This is a genomic window from Levilactobacillus paucivorans, from assembly GCF_001437125.1.
GTDB classification, from domain to species: domain Bacteria; phylum Bacillota; class Bacilli; order Lactobacillales; family Lactobacillaceae; genus Levilactobacillus; species Levilactobacillus paucivorans.
Window position 1 is genome coordinate 1 of record NZ_JQCA01000117.1, and the last position, 20,386, is coordinate 20,386.

At 48.6% G+C, this 20,386-nt stretch carries 19 protein-coding genes; 2 read left to right on the forward strand and 17 right to left on the reverse strand.

Annotation, left to right across the window (positions count from 1 at the left end):
* A partial coding sequence (locus IV54_RS08820) for a pseudouridine synthase (protein WP_162259325.1) occupies positions 1-378 on the forward strand: 378 nt, incomplete at its 5' end.
* A 517-nt stretch (positions 379-895) separates the two neighbouring features.
* Here IV54_RS08820 and IV54_RS08825 read toward each other — a convergent pair.
* The 5 genes from IV54_RS08825 to IV54_RS08850 form a co-directional block, all read right to left on the reverse strand.
* Positions 896-1,321 (reverse strand): cytidine deaminase family protein, encoded by a 426-nt coding sequence (locus IV54_RS08825; RefSeq protein WP_057879021.1) that lies wholly within the window; start codon positions 1,319-1,321, stop codon positions 896-898.
* Positions 1,322-2,269: 948 nt separating this feature from the next.
* Entirely contained in the window at positions 2,270-3,592 is a 1,323-nt protein-coding gene (locus tag IV54_RS08835; protein ID WP_057878998.1) for a hypothetical protein, read from the reverse strand.
* A gap of 4 nt (positions 3,593-3,596) precedes the next feature.
* Positions 3,597-4,925, reverse strand: coding sequence for a sensor histidine kinase (locus tag IV54_RS08840; protein ID WP_057878999.1), 1,329 nt, complete (start codon positions 4,923-4,925; stop codon positions 3,597-3,599).
* Between the two features lie 12 nt (positions 4,926-4,937).
* On the reverse strand, positions 4,938-5,696 hold the full coding sequence (locus IV54_RS08845) for a response regulator transcription factor (RefSeq protein ID WP_237756703.1): 759 nt from the start codon (positions 5,694-5,696) through the stop codon (positions 4,938-4,940).
* Between the two features lie 492 nt (positions 5,697-6,188).
* A complete protein-coding gene (locus tag IV54_RS08850; RefSeq protein WP_057879001.1) occupies positions 6,189-6,614 on the reverse strand; it encodes a hypothetical protein in 426 nt (141 codons plus the stop codon).
* 73 nt (positions 6,615-6,687) lie between these two features.
* On the opposite strand from IV54_RS08850, the gene greA reads away from it, so the two are divergent.
* Complete coding sequence (gene greA, locus IV54_RS08855; RefSeq protein ID WP_057879002.1) at positions 6,688-7,176, forward strand: transcription elongation factor GreA; 489 nt, start codon at positions 6,688-6,690, stop codon at positions 7,174-7,176.
* A gap of 143 nt (positions 7,177-7,319) precedes the next feature.
* Here the strand turns inward: greA and alsE are convergent, their stop codons facing one another.
* From alsE to IV54_RS08915, 12 genes are all read right to left on the reverse strand, one after another.
* On the reverse strand, positions 7,320-8,042 hold the full coding sequence (alsE, locus tag IV54_RS08860) for a D-allulose 6-phosphate 3-epimerase (protein ID WP_057879003.1): 723 nt from the start codon (positions 8,040-8,042) through the stop codon (positions 7,320-7,322).
* A complete protein-coding gene (locus IV54_RS08865; RefSeq protein ID WP_057879004.1) occupies positions 8,023-9,126 on the reverse strand; it encodes a PTS fructose transporter subunit IIC in 1,104 nt (367 codons plus the stop codon). Before IV54_RS08865 ends, alsE begins: the two co-directional genes overlap by 20 nt.
* 19 nt (positions 9,127-9,145) lie before the next feature.
* Positions 9,146-9,469, reverse strand: coding sequence for a PTS fructose transporter subunit IIB (locus IV54_RS08870; protein WP_057879005.1), 324 nt, complete (start codon positions 9,467-9,469; stop codon positions 9,146-9,148).
* A gap of 16 nt (positions 9,470-9,485) precedes the next feature.
* Entirely contained in the window at positions 9,486-9,938 is a 453-nt protein-coding gene (locus IV54_RS08875; RefSeq protein ID WP_057879006.1) for a PTS sugar transporter subunit IIA, read from the reverse strand.
* Between the two features lie 14 nt (positions 9,939-9,952).
* Complete coding sequence (locus tag IV54_RS08880) at positions 9,953-10,384, reverse strand: PTS sugar transporter subunit IIA (protein ID WP_057879007.1); 432 nt, start codon at positions 10,382-10,384, stop codon at positions 9,953-9,955.
* Entirely contained in the window at positions 10,381-11,877 is a 1,497-nt protein-coding gene (locus tag IV54_RS08885) for a BglG family transcription antiterminator (RefSeq protein WP_057879008.1), read from the reverse strand. Before IV54_RS08885 ends, IV54_RS08880 begins: the two co-directional genes overlap by 4 nt.
* Before the next feature lie 193 nt (positions 11,878-12,070).
* Positions 12,071-14,128, reverse strand: a complete 2,058-nt coding sequence (locus IV54_RS08890) for a BglG family transcription antiterminator (protein WP_057879009.1) — start codon at positions 14,126-14,128, stop codon at positions 12,071-12,073.
* A 251-nt stretch (positions 14,129-14,379) separates the two neighbouring features.
* Positions 14,380-16,104, reverse strand: coding sequence for a phosphoenolpyruvate--protein phosphotransferase (gene ptsP / locus IV54_RS08895; protein ID WP_057879010.1), 1,725 nt, complete (start codon positions 16,102-16,104; stop codon positions 14,380-14,382).
* 21 nt (positions 16,105-16,125) lie between these two features.
* On the reverse strand, positions 16,126-18,150 hold the full coding sequence (gene tkt / locus IV54_RS08900) for a transketolase (RefSeq protein WP_057879011.1): 2,025 nt from the start codon (positions 18,148-18,150) through the stop codon (positions 16,126-16,128).
* A 53-nt stretch (positions 18,151-18,203) separates the two neighbouring features.
* Positions 18,204-19,574: a PTS ascorbate transporter subunit IIC gene (locus tag IV54_RS08905; RefSeq protein WP_057879012.1), complete on the reverse strand. Its 1,371-nt coding sequence runs from the start codon at positions 19,572-19,574 to the stop codon at positions 18,204-18,206.
* A gap of 33 nt (positions 19,575-19,607) precedes the next feature.
* Positions 19,608-19,907: a PTS sugar transporter subunit IIB gene (locus IV54_RS08910; protein ID WP_057879013.1), complete on the reverse strand. Its 300-nt coding sequence runs from the start codon at positions 19,905-19,907 to the stop codon at positions 19,608-19,610.
* The gene (locus IV54_RS08915) at positions 19,907-20,356 is read right to left on the reverse strand and encodes a PTS sugar transporter subunit IIA (protein ID WP_057879014.1); all 450 of its coding nucleotides are present in this window, start codon (positions 20,354-20,356) and stop codon (positions 19,907-19,909) included. The genes IV54_RS08910 and IV54_RS08915 overlap by 1 nt, the downstream gene beginning before the upstream one ends.
* Positions 20,357-20,386 lie beyond the last annotated feature (30 nt).

A 20,386-nucleotide genomic window follows, 5' to 3' on the forward strand; every position in this document is an offset into this window, starting at 1 on the left:
TTTCTATACAATTCAGAAATCTTTTATGCATTTACACAAGATATTTTACGCTCTCGCAGAGACCCTCAGGACCGCCGTAAGCGTCAAGTTAACGGTGTCCATCCACAGAGAGCCATCACCCATTACGCGGTCTTAGACGAGCAACCAGGGGCCACTCTGGTCAAATTATGGCTAGAGACCGGCCGGACCCACCAACTTCGGGTTCACTTGGCCGCTAGTGGTCATCCCCTGATCGGTGATCCCCTTTACGGGATCCCTTCTAAGACACGCTTACGGCTCCACTGTTGGCAATTAAGCTTCCCCCAACCCTTTGCCACCGATGACCAGTTAACGACCGTCACGGCCCCCGTACCCGCTGATTTTGACGTCCTCGACTGAGTCTTCTTCAAGTCAGCATAATCGTCAAAATTCTCACGATAGAGACGATTGTCACCGTTAATCATTAAAACCAGTTATACTCTAGTCAGTTGGATTCACTAGGGGGGATTAGATGCGCTGGCAACAAAAAGGAGCCCTGATTATTCTTGCGGGACTGTTAGCCATCTTATTAATCTGGGGACTCTTCAATCTTCGTCGATGAGCATCTTTTAAATAGCACCAGCTAGCGTGACCATTGGGGTTTATCTAGCTGGTGCTTTCTATCGGTGTTAAAGGGCCGCCTGCTGTGGGGACGCTTCAGCCTGAGGACCGGGCTTCTCGCTCGATTTGAAGCCACGAAGACCACGCGTCTTCAAAGTCGCCCGTGGTGTAAGGCCGAGCAAGCCACTCGGTCTAACGCCACCGCCACGGCCGGCTCCATCCCTGACCTCCTCCGGCTTAAATTGTCTCTTCCAATCACACTGGCCATTAAAAGCGGGCAGTTTGCCTACTTAGCAAGCTGCCCGCATATTGTGATCTAATCTGATTCAGGCTTGACCGATGTCCCCCACCAGTGAGGCATGAGTTCACCCAGAGTTACAGTCTCTCGTTTTGCATAATCCACCATAATTTGCATATTTTTATTGGCCTGATTATACTGCATGAACGCCTCACGACAGGCACCGCAAGGCATACCACCGTTACCTTCGGGCGGCGTATCCCGAAAGGCAATTAACCGCTGAACCTCGGTTTCGCCACTGTCCATATACATTTGAAGTAGGGCAACCCGTTCCGCACAGAGGTTCAGGACCCCAGATAGTGCTTCGACACAGTACCCGGTGTAGATTTTCCCGGATTTACTTTGCAGGGCACAGACCACGTTATGCGTATAGATAAAATCATTCACCGCCGTGGGATGATAGTACGGCTTGGCTTCCCGATAGAGTTCTTCCCAAATATCCATATTCACTCACCGTTCCTTCTTCAGTTAATCACTAACAATCTAAGGGACACGCTAGTCCACCGCTAATGCCAGCGGACTATATAATTAGTGTTCATTTTGGCCCTTCAAAGACCATAATGCAACTACTAAAACAGCGCGGTATCGCCGTTCAAGACCCCGTTCTAATTATCTTGGTGGTCATGCTATCTGAACCTGAGTCTTAGCTTCCCACCCAAATTGAAAAGTAGTGCCAACGAAGTTTTTTCGACGACACTACTTTTCAATTTATCCATTAAACTGTTAATTTAACTGCCACGATACCGTGGCAACCCCCGGTTAGTTTTGACTTTTTCGTCCATTCTAGCCGGAGGAGGCCAGGGATGGAGCCGGCCGTGGTGGTGCAGTTAGACCGAGTGATATTCTCGGCCTTACTGCACGGGCGACCTTTAAGACCCGCGCCTCTGGCGGGGCTTAAAGTCGAGCGAGAAGCCCAGAGGGCTGAAGCGTCCCCACAGCAGGCGGAATCCCTGGCAGCCGCAGGCGGCCAATTTCACACTAAGACCCGGTTTTAAAGAGATCAAAAAAACCGGAGTAACCACGCTCCGGCTCCCAGTTAGCAGCTTTGAGTCGCAACGTTTCACCGTTTGTAGTCAGGAAATCGCTGTTATCTCAGGCTTGCTAGACCTCAATATGTAATCTTTATTGAGCAACTCTACCCGATCAGGTTGGGAACCCAGTCGAGCCATTAAAGTAACTCTCATCATGACGGTAAGGGTTACTTCACAAAGTTGAGACCCCGCAGAACTTCCACATTCCACGACTTCTCTGAAGGATTGATTGGTATTACATTCATTAAGTATAGCAGACGTCCCTAGAATTGCAAACGTTTTCAAGGATGAAACGATAACTGTTTTTCTGTGAAACCGGTTGACCACACAATCCGACTTTGTGAATCATTCAAGCCTTGGGTTATCCCTTCGGTAAGGCCACCGTTAACTGGCCCCAGTGGCGCTTTAATTTCAGCGTACTGGTGGCACTCGTGGGGAGCATGCGCTGCAGGCGAGATAGGTCTAACTCGGCCTCTTCACTCTGAACACGGGCCTCGCCGCCAACTTGCGCATCATCCGGTACTGGGAAGATAATTTGGAAACGCACTAGCTGGGACGACTCCTGAAGATCCAGCGTCACGACCGCTGGCTTCAGATGTTTCACGCCATCAACCAATGGGGGTAGTGTCCGGTTCAACAAGTTACCCAGCAACTTGAGGGTCGTAATCGTCGCAGTCAGAGGTTCGGGTACCTTAATAAACAGCTGAACGCCGGCCTCCTGGGCCATCAGGTAGTTATGATAAACGTCGAAGCGCAGGCCAGCACTGGGGATGTTAGAGAGATCGTCAATCGTCAGTTCCGCTGCATTACTGGTCTCCCAGCCCGAACGAATATCAATGTACAATTGCCGAAAGCCCTCATAATCTTTGTCCTCAAGGTAGCCACCGAGTCCCAGCAACATGTTTTGATAATCGTGGCTGAACTTGCGAATCGCGCCCATTTGCCGGTTCAATTCACTGGTATATTGTTCACGAAATTCCTGTTGTTGCCGTTGCAGCTGAGTATGTTCCTCTTGTAAATGGGTCAGCATCAGCATGTAGGTGCTCAATGACAACCCAATCAACAAGGTTCCGGTAACCCCTGTCAGAAAGATCAGGTAGTGGTCGGAATCAGCCAGCTCCTGCAAAGAGTATTCGAAGAGAATGTACACCAAAGCAATCCCGGTCATAAAGATCAGAAAGAGATACTCCATGGACCTGCCGATCGTCGCGTGAATGAGATTTTCCATTGGCGCTCGCGTCAACCACAGTCCCATTCCTATCAACGTGAAGATGACGGCATCGATGGTCATCTCCGTCAGAGTCCCCCACCAGCTGGTAGCAAAACTCAGACTGGTCAACCAGATGATGCTATTTAACACCACCATATCAACAAATTCCGTCAGCAGGTAGGCCATGATGGTTACGTCAATGAACGCCGGCAGATACTGCCACTGATGGTCCTTGGCAAGGAGCGCGACTTCAATCATCAGCATGACCACGACCGCTAGTGCCCCCAGTAAGGAACTCCGGGCAGTGAAGGGGTTGACGATATCCAGAAAGGTGAAGCCGACCGCCATCCCCGCACAGTAGGTGAGAAAGTGTTTCTGCCGCAGTTCCGGGAACCAATAATACTGAAAGTAGACAAACCAAAAAATCAGCGTAAAGTCCGCCACTCCGAAACTCCAAATGCTTACTGTAATCATGCGCTCACCTCCCCGGCTTGGTTAAAATCACGGTAAAGTACAACATCCCGCGCTTTAACGCCACCTGTAGGGCAGCGTTCTCGGTCCGATCAATCAATTCCCTCACGGTACTGAGTCCTTGGCCGTGACCATTTCCCTTGGTCGTATAGCCCGCCCTCAGGAAACGATTAATCTGGGGTGGCGTCGTCATCGAAACGGGATTGGCGACAGCGATCTCATAAGATTCCGGATAAACTAAAATGGCGCAGTAAATCTCTGCCCGATCACCTACGATTGGTGCCTCGATAGCATTATCTAGCAGAATCCCGACAATTCGCAATAGATCCATACTGGCCATTGGGAGGCTAACGATGGCATCGGGAATTTCCAGATGCAGATCCCGGCCCCGGTTCTGGGCGGCTAGTATTTTCTGAAATAGTAAACTCTTTAGGGCGGGGTCCCCTAGTTGCTGGAGACCATCCGCCTCCAGTCCGGCCAAGTGACTCGTGGCCTGCCAACGGTTGTTAAGTGTCTCATAATACGCCGCTAAGCCCTCATAATCCTCGGCATCCAGGTAATCTCCCAGCTGAAGCATCTGCTTCTGATAAATTTGTTTAAACTGACGAATGGCCTGAACCTGATCGGAGATTCGCCGGTCGTAGCGCGTTCGCAACAGGGTTTCCTGGTACTTTGCCCGCATCCGTTGCCGCGAGAAGAAGCTCTGGAGAAAGCCAAAGAGACTCGCCGAGATCAAGAGCACCATCACCAGTTCGATACTCAAGGAAAATGTCAGCATGGCATGCGAAATTTGGAGGTGATGAATGATGAGTGACGACGTCTCCGCCAGCACCGTGAGACTGGCTAGCATGGCCATGACCGTCCACTGTTCCTTACGACTCAACGCCAATTTGGTGAGATTCCCGGGCTGGATATGCATACCGGATACCGCTAGGGAGATCAGACTATAGATAAAAATCTGAAAGAACAGCCGCGCCGCAATTGCCGGCGCGCCGTCGGCAATTTTTCTACTCCAAAGCTCGATTGCTACCTGTCGCGTCACATCGTTAATCAGAACGACCACTAGAAAGATCACAATGGTGGCGTTGACAAAAATCAACACCAAATGCCGCCGGTGCCGGAGCAAATAAAACCAGGCACTGATCGGCGGAATGAGCAGACTCCACGGCTCACCAATAAAGGCCGGGAACAACGCCCAGCCCACCCATTTCAGAGGTAATTTCCAGTTTTGTGGTCGAATGAGACCAATCCAAATTGTGAGGAACCACTGCATGGTCATCGCCAGCACGAAGTTCGTCCAAAATTGACGTCCGAATAGTTGTAGCACGGCGTCCATCACTGCACCCTCTTAGGATTTTAAATGCTTTTGTACCAACGTTTTTACCTCGTGGAATCGTCGAGTGGCCACGTCTGTCTCGTCCCCATTGGGAAAGATCAGTCGCCGGTTCTCCGAATCGATGCCACTGACATTGTCGATATTCACCAGAAAACTCTTATCCGTTCGGTAAAGTTCCGGATACTGGTCGGCAATGTCCTTCAGAAATCCTGGAAACTCCACCAACTGGTTGGCCGCGTGCACCGTGACCTTATGTGGCGTCTCCGCAGTCGCGACAAAGTACACGTCACCCATCGGCAGACTGAAATTTCGGCCGCCAATGCTATAGCTGAAGAGATTTTCGGTGTTACCAAGGTAGTTCGTGTAGCGCTGATAACCGTAGTCGACGTTCTCGCGGAGCTTCTGGTCGATCTGAGTACGTCCCAAGTCCTTGACGATGAAATCCATCGGTTCCACCTTTCGTTCGAAGGTGAGGAGCGCCATTTCGGAATGCGTGGTCACGAAGACAAGTTCGGCAAAACCCAAGAGCTTGCGAATGGCAATGGCCGTCTCTAACCCACTCATCTTCTCCGCAGGAAACTCGATATCGAGAAAGAACAGCGCATACTCCGGCGGATTTTCCTCAAGTGCCTTCAGGAGTTCTTGGGGGCTGGGCGTGGCGAGATTAACCACCATGTCGTAGTCATTAATCATGATGTAGCGCTTAATCACGTCGCTGTAGTGTTGTAATTGTTCCGGGTTGTCTTCACACAGATACACGGCTAACATCATCTCACACCCTTTCAACTAAGTCGGGACTATATCTATCACCCACTAATATATATTGAATCGCGACGACTTGCAATCGTTTTACTCACGCAAAAAAGGAACCATCCCCTCAGATAGTTCCCAATCCGCATGGATTATTTAATTTGGTGCTGGCTAAATTAGCACTCCCCCAAGTTCTAATTAAGTCATCAGATACTGCTGTACACTTACTCTTCAGTCACTGCTGAAAGTCTTGTTACTAGCCATCCTAAGCATCTGACAAAGATTGCGTTCTACCAAGCCGCCATGTGATTAGATAATCTCAAGTACGTCCCAATCAATATCCCCCAGATGTCGTGTTAATCACGCATACTTTAATTGATTGATTCGCGAAATCAGTTTCCGTAAAACTGACCCCTTCCAACTGTTATCACTTTACCATGTTCTTAGCTTATCAGTCGTTAAATGGCAAAAACGTCAATATTTGCACGTTAATGCCCGGATAATCAGCACAATTTAATTGTGTCGTAGCGAATAAGTGATGTAACCCCCTAGGATTAAGGGTCCCACAAAGGCAACGACGATGTCGATCAACCCGCGCCAGTACCACTTCAAAGTGGTCTTGGGAGCCGCGACCAGCCGGGGTTCACGTTGGGACTTGCCCATCTTGTCGTAAACCGAGGCCGTCTCATCGACCGCTCGGCGCCGGCGTTTACGCTTGCGCCGAATCGTTGGTGCCTTCACGTCGCGGTTGTCTTCTAAGATCGCCCACTTGGCAAATGGGAAACATAACCAACTGATTAAAAAGTACCAGTCAGCCCCGGTGATACCAGGCATCAGCCGCCACTGCGCGTAGTTCAGGTGTCCCAGGAGGGCAATGATGAGGACGATGACCAGGCCAATCCCGGCTTGACGTAACCAGTACGATCCATTAATTTTCATAGCTGTCCACCTTTCCCTTTCCGGTAAAACTGTTATAGACTAGCTTTAAATATAAGTAATGAGGTGTTCGATTATGGCAAATTCACGAGATTTCAATCCCATCACCGCGGCGGGTTACCGCCACATTGAAGACGAGATTGCTGCCCTCCAGGCGGATCGGCCGACCAAGATTGCGGCCTTAGCCGAGGCCCGAGCGCACGGCGACGTCTCGGAAAATGCGGACTACTCCGCCGCTAAACGTGATCTGCGACACTTGGAGAGTCGGTTGCGTTTCTTAAACAAACAACTCCAGTATGCCCGCGTCGTCACGCCCAGCTCCAGTCCCGTCGTGGAACTAGGTAAATGGGTCACCTTGCGCTTCGCAGACGACGAGGAATTAGAAACTTACCAACTCGTTGGCACCGCCGAAGCCGACCTCGATGCCGGCAAGATCACCCGGATTTCACCACTGGGCAAGGCCCTCATGGGGCATCGCGCCAATGATACCGTCACGGTTCAATCCCCCAATGGGTCTTACCAGGTGACCCTGTTGACGGTTGGCCTTAACCCACCAGAACAATAGAACCAGTATACCATGAAAACCCGACCAGTCGTGGTCAGGTTTTTACCGAGATTCAAGAACACAAAGAGAGCTGTCGGCCGGGTTAACGCCCGTGCTGGCAGCTCTCTTTGTGTTCTCAATTCTCTCTCAAATTATGCGCATTTCTATTCGGTAACGGGGATCCCCGTAGCGTCGTAGAAGTTCTTGGTCATTTCATTCCAGGAATCTTCGATGTTGTCTTCCAAACCGAAGAGCCCGCTACGACCGATAATGTAAATGTCAGGATCGGCATCGTGAATCCGCTTGAAGGACTTCCGGTTAGAGGAGCCATCCATTTCGATTTCATAGCCATAACCATTCTCATCCCGCAACTGACGAAGTTGCTTGATCTTCTCCAAGGCAGAGGCCACAAACTTTTGACCGGCAAAGCCAGGGTCAACCGTCATGACAGTCACCTTATCAACATCAGCGACGTAAGGCAGAATTTCAGAAATCTGAGTTTCTGGATTCAAGACCACACCAGCCTTCAAACCGGCCCGGTGAATCTTGTCGATCATCCGGAAGGCAATCCCATTAGCTCGTTCGGCTGGGAAACAGATGACTTCACAGTTAACCTTAATCAGTTCGTCAACCCAGAAGGCCGGGTCTTCAACCATTAAGTGGGCGGAGATTGGGGTATCGGTAACCGTCTTAACTTGTTCAATAAACCAAGGTGACAGCGTCAGGTTTGGCACAAACTTACCGTCCATAATGTCCACGTGGAAGGAATCCACCTTGTCACTCAAGAAACTAATTTCTTCGTTGAAATTCTTTAAATTCATCGTCATCAGCGATGGTGCAAACTTTACGTTCAATTCAATTAACCTCCTATGAAATCTGAATATCATCCATATTCAATTCAGCTTCGCTACTGGTATCTTCTTCCTCTTCTTTTTCATCAACTGGAACTGGCTTCTTCAAAAGAGCCAGTGCGGTCCCAGTGACCAAGATGTTCGCAACTAATCCGATAATGAAGCCCATTGGCTTAGTCATCGTTGGAATAGCTAACAAGCCACCGAATGGCACCTTACTGTTGGCACTGAAGTACATGGAGATGGCCCCACCGACGGCACCACCGATACCAGTGGCAACCACACAGCGAACGATATCGTTCAAGACAATTGGGAGCACCCCTTCAACAATTTCGAAGATCCCCATTGGGAACGCCGTCTTAATCGTTTCAACTTCAACCTTGTTGTAAATGTTCTTACGGAACAACTTGCCGATGAAGTAAGCGGCCGTGAAGCCTAAAGGTGTTGCCATGTTAACCAGGATTAACGCCGTGATAGGTTCGTTAACACCAGAAGCTTGCATGGTCAGCACGAAGGCAAAGACCGTTTTGTTAATTGGGCCACCATAATCAACACTGGCTAAGACCCCAATCATCAAGCCATAGAACAGCTTGGACGTGTTGTTTAACGTCCCTAAGTAATGAGTCAACCAAGTCGTGAACCAACCAATTGGTCCCCCGATAACGTAAATCATAATCAGACAGCCAATGAATGATGCTAGAAATGGCACAATCAGCATTGGCATTAACCCGTTGGCCCAGGTAGGTAATTTGACATACTTTAAAATAGCTAAAACTAACCAACCGGCAATGAACCCACCGATTAACCCACCGATAAATCCGGCACCAATCTGCTGTGCAGCTAAACCAATCACTAAACCTGGGGCAATCCCTGGCTTGTCAGCGATAGAGAAGGCGATCCCGGTGGAAATGATCATTGGTAAGACACCTAAACCGGCGCCACCCATGGTTGACAAGGCATCCCAGAATGAGAAGGACTTCGTCAAATCAGCGGATGAACTCCCACCGAATGCCATCCCAATGGCAATCATGAACCCAGCCCCACAAACAACGGGGATTAAGTATGAAATCGCTGTCAATAAATGATTCTTCAACCGTAACTTTTTAAATGCGCTTTTCATCATCAATACCTTCTTCTTTTTAAGCGTTTTGACGTTGCTTAATAACTTGGGCAGCCTTTTCCATCAATTTATTTGGTGACTTGATGGCGATATCGGTAGGCACCGTCATCTTGGTAATCTTGTCGAAACGTTCCATTCCTTTGATCTTGACGTCGATCGCTAGGATAGCAATGTCAGCATCGGCAATATCTTCAGGGGTTAATTCATTCTGCGTCCCGATAGTCCCTTGCGTTTCCAAGTGAATATCGTAGCCGGCCTTTTCAGCGGCCTTTTCCAGCTTTTCTTGCGCAATATAAGTGTGGGCAATACCAACGGTACAAGCACAAACGCCAACAATTTTCATAATTAAGTCCTCCTATTTATTCAAACGCAGCAATGACTTCATGAACACTTTGAGCAGCCTTTAAGCTGTCGAGAACGTCGTCGTCCCCGAGTTTCTTAGCAAATTCAGATAACATCTTGAGGTGGTCTTGCGCCCCTTCCGTTGAATCCGTAACGGCGAATAAGATAACGATAGAAATCTTTTCGTCGTCCAAGCTTTCCCATTCAACGGGTGTCGTCAAAGTGGCAATGGCAACGGCAGGTTCAGAAACACTCACGCTCCGGCCATGAGGAATGGAAACGCCATTCCCGATACCAGTTACGCCTTCGGATTCGCGAACATACACGTCCTTTAGGAAGCCGGCTTCGTCACTCACCTTGCCAGCTAAGGCCAATTGGTGAATCAATTCCTTCAAAACTTCATCTTTACTTTTTGCCGAACTGTTGACGACAATTGCATTCGGATCTAACGCTTCCTCTACTACAGTCATATTTTCTCTCCCTCTCAAATCTCTATGCTGTCTGCCGCGGTCGGTTCCTCTTCAAACAGGGAATCCGCGACGTCACTGTCCGCCAACTGGCGAACAAAATCAGTAATTCTTTGCAGTTGATCTTGTGGCGCATCCTTTGCCAGTAACAAAATCACAAGTCCCTCAACCTGATGGCCGACGTCATCCCAAGTAATTGGGAAACGCTTACAATTAACTAACACGACCTTAGATTGCTTAATGACCGCACTTTGACAATGAGGCATGGCTACTCTCTCGGTAATTAACGTTTCCGCTAATCGTTCTCTCTCTTCTAATGCCGCCACGGCAACTTCGGGTTCCGTAATCACGGCTTGATCCCCCAGCGCCTGGCAGACTCGCTTGAATAGCTGTTGTTTGGTTAAGTGCCGCTTAACCAAGATAGCTTGGGTTCCTTGAACATCATTCATTTGGTCGCCCCAGAAAGTTTAGTGACAACTTTTCTAATGGCAGCTTGGTCGCGAGCACTGAATAATGCACTGACTACAATGACCGGAATCACCTGTTCATCTCGAATAGGAATGGTTGAGATGATGAAATCAACCCCCGAATACTGTTGGCGATTGACTTGGTATTGCCGCATCGACACCACATCATCAATCACGAGTTCCGGTAAGTTCTTGCTGACCTTCACGCGAAGCAACTCGGCCGTCCCAACCCCTGTCGTACAGGCAATCAGGATATGTAATGCCCGGGTAGATTGCTCGACTGCTCGGGCAAAGTAAATGCTAATAAAGGCGCTCTCATCAACGGGAATCTTCGGTAATTCGTAATCCTGCCCAATCTTTAGAGACGCGGTACAAACGGCGTTGAAGATTGTCGGATACTCCTGTTTAATCTGTTCGAGCAACTCATTCGTGGCATGAATGCCATTCTCGAGGCGATTTAACATCGGCCTAACGTGATTAATCAAGTCGGGTAAAATTGCTTTCCCATCAATCTCGATTTGCAGTAGCCGACTCACCTGACGGACGTAATCATCGGCAATGAGGATGGCCCGTTGGGGCACAACCTCGGTGCGATCACTGAGATTCGTGATCCGCGATGATTCTAGATACTCGTAAATAAACGAGATTTCCGTTTGGGGTAAGTTGACGTGCGCATATTGTTCAATTCTATGGCTCAACACCTCCGCACAGTGTAATAATTCTTTGTTCTGAGTAATGGTACCGGGAACTTGGCTAGCGGGCAGGGACCCTTTCTGGCCAACATTCCGATACCGGTTGATTAGAATGTAAATATGTGAGAAGAGGTTCACATCATATGGATAAGGAATCTCGATTTCTAAGTCCTTCTCGGCATCCCGAATCAGGTCAATGACAAAGTTGACATCGACCTGGTTCAAAGCGACCTCCGAACGACTAAAGATATTATCGAAGTCGATGATTCCAGTCAGGTCGGTCAGCACAGAAATTGCTTGCCGAACTGCTAATTCATCGCCTTGAATCGAAGCTTTCCGATTGGTTCGCTGTAGCCGAAGCCCGTAACGGTCAAGCCACTGATTAATAATTTTTTCATCATTACTAATCACTGAATCGCTTACATAAAAGTGTTCGTATAAGTACTGAACATCGATGGCTCTTGGTGACACATAGAGTAAGCGAATCATGACTTGCTTCCGCCGCTTGCTGGGCGACAACGTATCCTCAGATAGCTTGGCGAGATCATGCTGGACGAATTGACCACTTTCATTCAATGAACGTGACCGGTTAATCTCAACGCCCTTCCCCTTGGCCGTGGTAATCAGCTGCGGGGCACCGACTTTCTCGTTAATATGGTTGATGGTACGGTAGACAGTCTTGGGAGAAACTTCCAATTGTTCGGAGAGTTTCTTTGCCGTAACATAGGAATCCTGCTGGTAGAGCAGATTCATTAACTCACGATTAATGTCGGTTTTAACCATTTGGCATGCTCCTTTCTACATAAGTAATCATATCATCGGAATTGGTAAGCGTTTTCTCAACTATTGTCCAGAGCATTGGACATTGGCCAGAAGCACTTTGACCATTGACTATTCATGGCATACAAAAAGGGAACAGCCGATACTGGCTGTTTCCCCTAGTGGACATCGATAGTCCGAATATGACGGCCATCCGCTAAACTTGTTGCCTAGTAGACTCCCCAATAACCGTTTTTATTTTTGCGTAATCATTTGCTGTTAATAGCTGCTGATAAAGTCCCTCGTCTTGGAGTAACGCCAACAATTGGCTCAAGGCGTGGACGTGGGCATCCCGATCCACCGAAGCCAGACCAAAGATAACCTGAAGTCGCTTAGATTGGCCATTGACTTGCAGGATTGTCGGTTCCTTTAGGATAAGTAGCGACATGCCCAACCGGTTAACGCCATCCTCGGGCTTCGCGTGGGCCAGCATGACACCTTCCTTAATCATCATATACGGCCCATTCTCTAAGGTAATCTTGATAATCTGATCGGCATACTTAGTCTGAACTGACCCATCACGTTCCAATGGTGCCATCGCGGTGTGCACCGCGGCCTGCCAGTCCACCGCCGCATCAGCCAGCTGAACGTGCGGCTCCGTCAACAGATCACGCAGAGATGGCCGATCGTTAGGCGTGCCCGCGGTCTCCGGCTGAACTTGCTGGAAATAGTCACGCAGACTCGCCGTGAGGCCTTCAAAGTCATCGACTCGTGCGTAATCCGTGATAATATCCAAGACCGCATGGACCAACTTGGTCTCCCGCGAGTTATCCAGTAACCCCAATTGACGAAATTCCTGGCTCAGCCGTTGGAAGTCATTAGAAGTCGGAATTGCCTGGACCCACAAGACCGGCACATCGGCTGTCGCCGTCATCTGTGCCGTGGTCAGAACCAACTTAGGCCCACCATGGGTCAGATCCATCTTCTGAAATTCTTCCAGACTAAACGGTTGTGAAAAACTGATCCCGGGGTAACGATCTGAGAGCTGTTGATACAAGATGAGACTCGTCCCAATACCACTGGTACAGACGAGGATCACGTCAGGTTGTTTTTCCGAATCGAGCCAATCCGGCGAAATTCGTTTCACTTCACCACCGAAGTACACCGCAATCAAGGCCAGCTCATCACTGGAAACCGGAGACTGTAAAAAGTCTTCAAAGGGTTTCAGGGCGTACTTCGTCAGACTCATCAGGTAACTATATTCCAACTTCACATCCGTCAGATTGGCATTGTGGTATTGAACGTTATATTTAATTCGAAAATAAGTCGAGTGCAGGTGGGTGGCCAGCGCGCCAAGAAAAGCGTCCGTAACGAGATCAATGCCAGAAACGGAACTGAAACGCTGGGCCACTTCCTTCGTGGTCGTCAGGAGCTGCTTGCTAAATTGGCCATCCTCATTGACTTGCTGTAACTGACCGGCTAATAGTAGCTTTCTTAGATTGCCAACCTCGGCTGCGGTCACCTGACCGTATTGGGCTAGGAGGGCCTCACACCATTGACTGTACCGATCTAGCGGATAGTTATTGGCCCCAGTCAGCTGACGGTCGCGGTCCTGCAGTCGCGCCAGTAACCAGGTGAGATACCAGATTAGGAGCTGAGCGGCATCCCCACTGTATGAATTACCGGTTGTCACTTGTAACTGGGTCAACTGTTCCGTGACCGTTTGCAGATGTGGCAAGTGTCGAATCTGCTGAATAATTAACGGATTCTGCTGGGCCAACTGCTGGTAGACCCATTGTCGCTGAGCACCCTCGCTTCCTACCAAGGCCTTTCCGTGACTCGTATTGATCACCTCAGTGTCTGTAGGAAGACTGGGCGTCAATTCTCGAAAATCCTTAATGATGGTATTCTTGGAGACCGCTAAGTGCTCTGAGAGGTTCACCAGCGAAAGATGCGGGTCATGCTGGATGAGAGCCCAGATTATCATTTGACGACGCTCACTGGCGTTTAAGACGGGTCGTGTGTCGGCCTGGTTATGTTCCTGAAGATCATCCAGCGTTGACTGTGTCAGGAAGTACCCCCCCTGAGCCAGTCGCTGAATATCATCCAATCCCAGGGCCTTTAGCGCCTCGTTGGTCTGCTTCAACCAGTAGAATACACTGCGCCGGGAGAGGCTCATCTTATCCTCCAGATCAGCCACCGTTTTATACTTTTTACCCTCGGCCAAAATGGAAACCAAGAGGTTGATCTGACCCTTTTCACTAATGTTCAGCATCGGCTACCCCCTCAACTCTCGTGGTGGGTTCGACTAACTTCGGAACCCCAGCGGATTTAGACCAATTGCCAAGGCGTTGGCCCCCACAACTGATCGAGCTGTTAAAGACTCAATTGTTATTGATTGTACCACGTCCAATCGCGTTTCGCCGCGATCAAAGCGCCGAAAGTGGCCGACAGACACAAAACGTATGACACCAAAGACACTTGGTTGTCATACGTTCTATGAAAACTATTCTTTTTCACTCGTGATTAAGCCTGAAGGTGCTTTTCCACGAGAGCCTTGACCTCTTCATTGGTCTGACAGGTCGTGACAGCTTCGTCAACAACCTTAGCCCAATCAGTGGTGTCAATATTCTTCATTTCACTCCGAACCCGTAAGACAGAGGTAGCACTCATCGAGTATTCGTCGAGGCCCATCCCCATCAACAGTGGCACGGCAATCTTGTCACCGGCCATTTCACCACACATCGCCGCAATCTTACCTTCCTTGTGCGCAGCTTCAATCACGTTCTTGATCAGCCGCAGTAAGGCAGGGTTGTAAGGCTGGTAGAGGTAGGAAACGTGTTCGTTCCCACGGTCGGCAGCAAAGGTGTATTGAATTAAGTCATTGGTCCCAATGCTAAAGAAGTCAACTTCCTTGGCAAATTGGTCCGCAAAGACTGCAGAGGCTGGAATTTCAACCATCATCCCCAGCTTGATCTTATCCGCCACGGGAACCCCAGCAGCAACCAACTTGGCCTTTTCTTCTGTAAAGACTTTCTTGGCTGCGCGGAATTCATCCAGCGTCGCAATCATTGGGAACATAATCCGAATCTCACCATAGTGGGAAGCCCGGATTAATGCCCGTAACTGCGTTCTGAAGATTTCTTGCCGGTCCAACGAAATTCGAATCGCCCGGTAACCCAAGAATGGGTTCATTTCTTCAGGAAGTGGTAAGTATGGGAGGTGCTTGTCCCCACCAATATCCATCGTCCGAATGACCACTGGCTTACCCTTCATGGCCTCAGCCACGGACTTGTAAGCCTCGAACTGGTCATCTTCAGAAGGCAACTTATCACTGTTCATGTAAAGGAATTCCGTCCGGAACAGCCCAACTGCTTCGGCCCCGGCATCAACAACGGCGTCGATGTCATCGGGGGTTCCGATGTTAGCGGCAACTTCGAAATGCTTGCCATCTTTAGAGACGGACGCCGCATCCTTCAATTTCCGCCATTCGGCACGCTCCTGAGCGTATTGCTTAGCTTGTTCCTGATACTGATGAACTTCATCCTTATCGGGAGCGACCAGAGCAAATCCATCCAACCCATTCAACACGAGAAGATCCCCGTCTTGAACTTCTTGGGTGGCCTCTTCAGTCCCAACAACAGCTGGCACTTCCAAGGTCCGTGACATGATAGCTGAATGACTGGTCCGACCACCAAGATCCGTCAGGAAACCCTTAACAAACTGGGTATCCATCTGAGCGGTATCGGAAGGGGTCAAATCATGAGCGATCACGATGACGGGTTCGTTAATTAATGCTGGGTTAGGCAACGCCTTCCCAAGTAAGTGACTCAAGACACGCTTCGTGACATCCTTAACATCGGCTGCCCGTTCTTGCATGTACTTGTTGTCAGTCATTCCCTCGAAGATGGCAATGAATTGGTCCGTGACCTCTTTCAAAGCCTCTTCAGCGTTAATCTTCTGATCCTTAATGAGCTGTTCAATCTGACCAGTCATGTCAGGATCGGCCAGAATCGTCATGTGCGCATCGAAAACTTCAGCTTCACTCTCGCCAAGGTTCTGCGCCGCCTTGTCGCGAATGACCTTCAAGTCATCTGTTGAGTCACTCATGGCCTGAGTGAGACGCTTGATTTCGGCGTCCACATCCGTCACTGACTTTTTCTCGAAGCTCAAGTCTGGGTCAACCAGGCGATAAGCCTTGGCGATCCCAATCCCATCACTTGCTGCAATACCTGTAATTCTCTTTGACATGTCTGCCTTCACCTCAAATGCTTATTCCGACTTCTTCCACAATTCTTCGTACTTCTTAACGATGGTCTCCGCATTAAAGCCAAAGTGTTCGATGATGTCTGAACCCTTACCACTTAATCCGAAGGTATCGATCCCAATGTTGGCACCCTTTAAGCCGGTGTACTTACCCCAGCCAAAGGTACTGTCCATTTCGATCGAGATCCGCTTGTCAACCTTTGGTGGCAAGACGGAGTTCTTGTAGTCTTCACTCTGTTGGTCGAAGAGTTCGACACTAGGAATGGAAACCACAGAAACATCGTATTGCTTTTCCCGTAAGGCAGCTTGGGCCTTCAGCGCTAATTGAAGTTCAGAACCAGTGGCCATTAAGATACCATCTGAGTCTTCGTTCTTAGCTGGCGAAACCACGTAGCCCCCACGAGCAACATCTTCTGGACGTGTTTGTTCCAACAGAGGTAACCCTTGACGAGAAAGCACCAGAACCGTTGGCTTGTCGGTGGTGTTGGCGATCGTTTGCCATGCCCCTAACATTTCGTGAGCATCGGCAGGACGAATCACATTCACATTTGGAATAGCCCGTAAACCAGCCAATTGTTCGATTGGTTCATGAGTTGGGCCATCTTCACCAACGGCAATCGTATCATGCGTGAAGATGAAGGTAACAGGGAGTCCCTGTAAGGCAGCTAAACGAATAGCAGCCTTCATGTAGTCGGAGAAGGTGAAGAAGGTTGACCCGTAGACACGAGAACCACCATGTAAGGTCATCCCGTTCAAGGCCGTGGCTTCACCGAATTCACGAACACCAAACCAAACGTTGTCGTTGGCAGGTTCGTCAGGGTTAAAGCGACCTTCATTCTTCAATTGCGTCTTGTTGCTTGAGAACAAGTCAGCAGCACCACCCCAGAAGTTCGGGTTGTACTTGGAGATTTGTTGCATCAATTCTGAGTTGCTGACACGGGTGGCAACTTCCTTGCCAATCGTCTCATCACTCAACTTAACCTGGCTCATGTCCAACTTAGGCCCGACTTCAGGGGTAAAGTCAGCAGCCAACTTAGGTTCGTTGCGTTGGTAATTCGTGTAGAGTTCCGTCCAGTCATGATGAGCGGACGTCCCACGTTCTTCAATACCTTGCTTGAATTGGGCATAGGCGTCTTCAGAAACGGAGAATGGGGTCTGACTCCAGTGATAGAATTCCTTAGTCTTCTTGACGTTTTCGGCACCTAAAGCGGAACCGTGAACCTTGTTCGTCCCAGCTTCTGGTGAACCGTGACCAATTTCAGTCTTAACTTCAATGATCGTTGGTTGTGCTGAACGCTTAGCTTCGTTGATGGCGTTGTTGATGGCCGCTAAGTCTTCCCCGTCTTCGACGAAGAGGTAGTTCCAGCCAGCACCCTTGAAACGGTAGCTTTGCGTTTCCACAGAACCATTGGCCAACGGTCCATCCAACGTAATGTCGTTTGAATCGTAAAGCACGATTAATTTGTTCAGTTTTTCCTTACCAGCGATGTTGATGGCTTCTTGACTGATCCCTTCCATCAAGTCCCCATCACCAACGATTGAATAAGTCCAGTGATCGATTAAGTCGTAATCTGCCGTGTTGTACTTAGCTGCTAAATGCTTTTCAGCTAAGGCCATCCCAACAGCCATGCCGATCCCTTGGCCCAGTGGCCCAGTCGTTGCGTCAACGCCTGGGGTGTGACCGTATTCGGGATGTCCGGGCGTTAATGAACCCATCTGCCGAAATTGCTTTAAGTCATCCATCTTTACCGCGTACCCACTCATGTGAAGTAAGCTGTAAAGTAAGGCTGAACCATGACCTGCTGAAAGGACAAACCGGTCACGGTTGATCCAGTTAGGACGCTTGGGATCAGTCGTCATGTGGTAGTTCCATAAAACATAAGCCATTGGAGCGGCATCCAAACACAAGCCTGGGTGTCCTGACTTAGCCTTTTCAATCATATCCACACTTAACATTCTTAAAGTATTAACAGCTAATTCGTCTTTCTCTGTGAAGTTCGCTTGAACTTCGCTTACGCCTGTCTTTGTCATTAACGATTACTCCTTATCCTTGGACTGAAATTTTAAAAAGTGATGCTCTAAATTTAACCTTCGGCTTCAGTCTTAGCCTTCTTGTTGCTCTTGAGGAAGAAAGACCAAATAATAACAACAACTGTAAAGCCGATGATACCAGCGATAACAGCAGCTTCACCATAGTGACCCAAGTTACCAAGTAAGATACCTGGTACCAAGTAGTCGGTATCGGCGAAAGTTGAAGCAGCCATCTTCAAACCACCCAGAACAGGCAGAATCAATAATGGTAACCAACTGATCAGCAGACTGTTAACAGCAGAACCAATGATGGCCCCACGACGACCACCGGTAGCGTTCCCGTAAATCCCAGCGGCACCCCCACAGAAGAAGTGACCAACAACACCAGGGATAATAACGGTTGACCCCATAGCGATCATACCGAACATACTCAAAGTACCCACGATAAAGCTGACGAAGAACCCAATCAGCAAAGCGTTAGGTGCGTATGGGAAGATGATAGGAACATCCAAGGCTGGCTTGGCATTTGGAACAAGCTTCGTTGCGATCCCTTGGAAGGCTGGCACAATTTCACCTAAGATCATCCGAACACCGGCTAAAACAACGTAGAAACCAGCGGCGAAAGTCCCGGCTTGAGTTAATGCGTAAATTAAGTAGTTAGTGCCTGAACTCAACTTCGTTTCAACGAAATGTGGACCTGAAACTAAAGCTAATACTAAGTAAACAATAGCCATAACCAATGTAATAGAAACGGTTGAGTCCCGTAAGAAGCTTAAGCCCTTAGGAACGTTGATATCTTCGGTAGACTTCTTAGAGTTACCGAACCACTTACCCATCAAACCGGCAGTTGCATAACCAATGTTACCCGTGTGCCCCATGGCAACGGCGTCACCACCAGTAATCTTACGCATAAATGGTTGACACAGTGCTGGCGTAACAGTTAACAAAGTACCTTCAAACAACCCACCTAAGAGAATCGTGGTTGCACCGGCCTTCATCCCAGTAGAAATCAGGATAACGGCAGTTAAACAAGAAACATAAAGCATTGCTTGACCCGTTAAGAAGATGTACTTGAACTTCGTGAAACGAGCCAACAGAACGTTGACAATCATCCCAACGAACATGATCAAAGCAGTGGTAGTCCCGTACTGTTGTAAGGCAATAGCCACAACGGCTTCGTTAGAAGGAACAACCCCTTGAACGTGTAAAGCAAACTTAAACATTGAAGCGAATGGTGCCAATGAATTTGATAAGATGCCGGCACCACCGGTCAGAACTAAGAACCCAACGAAGGTCTTAACAGTTCCTTCCATGATCTTAGTTCCGGGCTTCTTTTGAAGTGCCAAACCTAGACAAGCGATTAACCCAACTAGGATGGCAGGTGTACTAACGATAGAAACAATAAAATTAATAACTGCTTGCATAATTGCTATTCCTCCAATCTAACGTTAAAAACACTAGTCGTGCTTGATACCTTCTCTGTCCAATAAGACATTGAGCTTTTCTTGTAATTCATCCTTGTCGATGATGCTCTTTAAGACAAAGACCTTTTCTTCGGGCATGTCGGAAGCTTGTTCAGCCAAGTCGTTCCCTAAGAAGAAGTAATCAGCGGCATTAACGTTCATGCTACCAGTATCAAAGTGGGTAACTTCGATGTCATCCGTGTCGACGTTTTCTGCTTTGAGGACAGCGTCGATGTTCATTTGAATCATGAAGCTAGAACCTAAACCTGATTGGCAAACTGCTGCGATTTTCATTATTTTTCCACTCCTCTGAATTCATTAACCAACTCTTCGACAGTTGTTGCTTTTTCCATTCTGGCGAAACTATCCGCATCTTGAAGCTTCAATACTAATTCTTGTAGCGCTTCCAAATGTTTGGTGTTATCACTAGCAGCCAGAACGAAGAATAATGTAATTGGATGGTCTTCACTAACCAAGTTGATTGCTGGATCAACTTTCATGAGTGCCATCGACATTTCATTTACACCATTCTCGGGACGAGCATGTGCTAAAGCAATGTGGGGTCCAATATTGATAAATGGGCCGTTCTTCTCGACAACATTAATCATGGCATCAACGTACGATTGTTCAACCTTCCCTGTAGTTAACAACGGCGATGCTGCCTGCTTAATTGCCTCCTTCCAGTCTAGGTGACCAGCCTGTCTTACCTGGACAGTCTGGGGCGTCAATAAAGTTTCTAACATTCTAATCAACCTCCGCTTCTAAAGACAACT